1 rRNA gene is annotated in these 3,297 nt (G+C 56.8%); it reads left to right on the forward strand.

Annotation, left to right across the window (positions count from 1 at the left end):
• Window positions 1–152: 152 nt before the first annotated feature.
• Window positions 153–3,276 (forward strand): 23S ribosomal RNA (locus ACFYMC_RS29495).
• The last annotated feature ends 21 nt before the right edge of the window (window positions 3,277–3,297 follow it).

Raw genomic sequence — 3,297 nt, forward strand, 5'->3', positions numbered from 1 at the left:
GGATCGTGTCGGGCACGTTGTTGGGTGTCTGAGGGTACGAGCGTGAGCTTGTTCCTTCGTGATGCCGGCCCCGGTGTACTCATCACGGTTGTGGTGGGGTGGCGGGTGGCTGGTCGTTGCTTGAGAACTACACAGTGGACGCGAGCATCTGTGGCCAAGTTTTTAAGGGCGCACGGTGGATGCCTTGGCACCAGGAACCGATGAAGGACGTGGGAGGCCGCGATAGGCCCCGGGGAGCTGTCAACCAAGCTTTGATCCGGGGGTGTCCGAATGGGGAAACCCGGCAGTCGTCATGGGCTGTCACCCGCTGCTGAACACATAGGCAGTGTGGAGGGAACGAGGGGAAGTGAAACATCTCAGTACCCTCAGGAAGAGAAAACAACCGTGATTCCGGGAGTAGTGGCGAGCGAAACCGGATGAGGCTAAACCGTATACGTGTGATACCCGGCAGGGGTTGCGTGTGCGGGGTCGTGGGAGTTCTCTTGATCAATCTGCCGGTTGGTCGGCGAGTCAGAAACCGTATGGATAGGCGAAGGACATGCGAAAGGTCCGGCGTAGAGGGTAAGACCCCCGTAGCTGAAATCTGTACGGCTTGCTTGAGAATTTCCCAAGTAGCACGGGGCCCGAGAAATCCCGTGTGAATCTGGCGGGACCACCCGCTAAGCCTAAATATTCCCTGGTGACCGATAGCGGATAGTACCGTGAGGGAATGGTGAAAAGTACCGCGGGAGCGGAGTGAAATAGTACCTGAAACCGTGTGCCTACAAGCCGTGGGAGCGTCGCGCGCCAAGTTTACTTGGTGCGTCGTGACTGCGTGCCTTTTGAAGAATGAGCCTGCGAGTTTGCGGTGTGTTGCGAGGTTAACCCGTGTGGGGAAGCCGTAGCGAAAGCGAGTCCGAATAGGGCGTTGGAGTAGCACGCTCAAGACCCGAAGCGGAGTGATCTAGCCATGGGCAGGTTGAAGCGGAGGTAAGACTTCGTGGAGGACCGAACCCACCAGGGTTGAAAACCTGGGGGATGACCTGTGGTTAGGGGTGAAAGGCCAATCAAACTCCGTGATAGCTGGTTCTCCCCGAAATGCATTTAGGTGCAGCGTCGTGTGTTTCTTGCCGGAGGTAGAGCACTGGATAGGCGATGGGCCCTACCGGGTTACTGACCTTAGCCAAACTCCGAATGCCGGTAAGTGAGAGCGCGGCAGTGAGACTGTGGGGGATAAGCTCCATGGTCGAGAGGGAAACAGCCCAGAGCATCGACTAAGGCCCCTAAGCGTACGCTAAGTGGGAAAGGATGTGGAGTCGCAGAGACAACCAGGAGGTTGGCTTAGAAGCAGCCACCCTTGAAAGAGTGCGTAATAGCTCACTGGTCAAGTGATTCCGCGCCGACAATGTAGCGGGGCTCAAGCGTACCGCCGAAGTCGTGTCATTGCAGTACATACTCCTAACGGGGACTGTGATGGGTAGGGGAGCGTCGTGTGCCGGGTGAAGCAGCCGCGGAAGCGAGTTGTGGACGGTTCACGAGTGAGAATGCAGGCATGAGTAGCGATACACACGTGAGAAACGTGTGCGCCGATTGACTAAGGGTTCCTGGGTCAAGCTGATCTGCCCAGGGTAAGTCGGGACCTAAGGCGAGGCCGACAGGCGTAGTCGATGGACAACCGGTTGATATTCCGGTACCCGCTTTGAAACGCCCAATATCGAATCAGGCGATGCTAAGTCCGTGAAGCCGTTCCGGAGCCTTCGGGCAAGGGAAAGTGGTGGAGCCGACGAACCAGACTTGTAGTAGGTAAGCGATGGGGTGACGCAGGAAGGTAGTCCAGCCCGGGCGGTGGTTGTCCCGGGGTAAGGGTGTAGGCCGTGTGGTAGGTAAATCCGTCACATGTTGAGGCTGAGACCTGATGCCGAGCCGATTGTGGTGAAGTGGATGATCCTATGCTGTCGAGAAAAGCCTCTAGCGAGTTTCATGGCGGCCCGTACCCTAAACCGACTCAGGTGGTCAGGTAGAGAATACCGAGGCGTTCGGGTGAACTATGGTTAAGGAACTCGGCAAAATGCCCCCGTAACTTCGGGAGAAGGGGGGCCATTCCTGGTGATGAGTTTTGCACTCTGAGCTGGGGGTGGCCGCAGAGACCAGCGAGAAGCGACTGTTTACTAAAAACACAGGTCCGTGCGAAGCCGTAAGGCGATGTATACGGACTGACGCCTGCCCGGTGCTGGAACGTTAAGGGGACCGGTTAGCTCCATTTCGGTGGGGCGAAGCTGAGAACTTAAGCGCCAGTAAACGGCGGTGGTAACTATAACCATCCTAAGGTAGCGAAATTCCTTGTCGGGTAAGTTCCGACCTGCACGAATGGCGTAACGACTTCTCGACTGTCTCAACCATAGGCCCGGTGAAATTGCACTACGAGTAAAGATGCTCGTTTCGCGCAGCAGGACGGAAAGACCCCGGGACCTTTACTACAGTTTGATATTGGTGTTCGGTTCGGCTTGTGTAGGATAGGTGGGAGACTTTGAACTCTGGACGCCAGTTCAGGGGGAGTCGTCGTTGAAATACCACTCTGGTCGTGCTGGATGTCTAACCTCGGTCCGTGATCCGGATCAGGGACAGTGTCTGATGGGTAGTTTAACTGGGGCGGTTGCCTCCTAAAGAGTAACGGAGGCGCCCAAAGGTTCCCTCAGCCTGGTTGGCAATCAGGTGTTGAGTGTAAGTGCACAAGGGAGCTTGACTGTGAGACCGACGGGTCGAGCAGGGACGAAAGTCGGGACTAGTGATCCGGCGGTGGCTTGTGGAAGCGCCGTCGCTCAACGGATAAAAGGTACCCCGGGGATAACAGGCTGATCTTCCCCAAGAGTCCATATCGACGGGATGGTTTGGCACCTCGATGTCGGCTCGTCGCATCCTGGGGCTGGAGTCGGTCCCAAGGGTTGGGCTGTTCGCCCATTAAAGCGGTACGCGAGCTGGGTTTAGAACGTCGTGAGACAGTTCGGTCCCTATCCGCTGTGCGCGTAGGAATATTGAGAAGGGCTGTCCCTAGTACGAGAGGACCGGGACGGACGAACCTCTGGTGTGCCAGTTGTCCTGCCAAGGGCATGGCTGGTTGGCTACGTTCGGGAGGGATAACCGCTGAAAGCATCTAAGCGGGAAGCCTGCTTCGAGATGAGTATTCCCACCTCCTTGAGAGGGTAAGGCTCCCAGTAGACGACTGGGTTGATAGGCCAGATGTGGAAGCCCGGTAACGGGTGGAGCTGACTGGTACTAATAGGCCGAGGGCTTGTCCTCAGTTGCTCGCGTCCACTGTGT

The sequence above is a fragment of the Streptomyces sp. NPDC006879 genome (genome assembly GCF_042869595.1).
In the GTDB taxonomy this organism is placed as follows: domain Bacteria; phylum Actinomycetota; class Actinomycetes; order Streptomycetales; family Streptomycetaceae; genus Streptomyces.